The sequence below is a fragment of the Curtobacterium sp. MMLR14_002 genome (assembly GCF_001864975.1).
GTDB classification, from domain to species: Bacteria; Actinomycetota; Actinomycetes; order Actinomycetales; family Microbacteriaceae; genus Curtobacterium; species Curtobacterium flaccumfaciens.
The window spans coordinates 1,129-1,772 of sequence record NZ_MJGT01000085.1; the positions used below are offsets into that span (position 1 = coordinate 1,129).

Sequence of the window (644 nt, forward strand, 5' to 3'; positions counted from 1 at the left end):
GAGCGCCTCGCGCATGCCCTTCGCTCCGGGGAGCATGCCGAGCATGCCCTTGATGGAGCCGGCCTTGCGGAGCTGCTGCATCTGCTGCAGGAAGTCGTTCAGCGTGAAGTTGTCGGTCGCGATCTTGTCCGCGACCTTGCGCGCCTCTTCCTCGTCGAAGGCGCCCTGCGCCTGCTCGATGAGGGACAGGATGTCGCCGAGGTCGAGGATGCGGCTCGCCATGCGGTCCGGGTGGAACGGCTCGAAGTCGTCGAGCGACTCACCCGTCGACGCGAACATGATCGGGCGGCCGGTCACACTGGCCACCGACAGGGCTGCACCACCGCGGGCGTCACCGTCGAGCTTCGAGAGCACGACACCGGTGAAGTCGACGCCTTCCTGGAACGCACGGGCCGTGTTGACGGCGTCCTGACCGATCATCGCGTCGATGACGAACAGGACCTCGTCCGGGTCGACGGCCTTGCGGATGTTCGCGGCCTGCTTCATCAGCTCGGCATCGACACCGAGTCGACCGGCGGTGTCGACGATGACGGTGTCGTACTGCTGGTCGATCGCGGCCTTGATCGCGTTCTTGGCGACCTTGACCGGGTCCCCGACACCGTTGCCGGGCTCGGGCGCGAAGACGTGCACGCCGGCCTGCTCGC

General features: G+C 67.2%; 1 pseudogene. It reads right to left on the reverse strand.

Going from position 1 to position 644, the window contains the following annotated elements:
- A pseudogene (locus BIU91_RS15030) lies at nt 1-644 on the reverse strand (signal recognition particle protein); the annotation flags it as partial.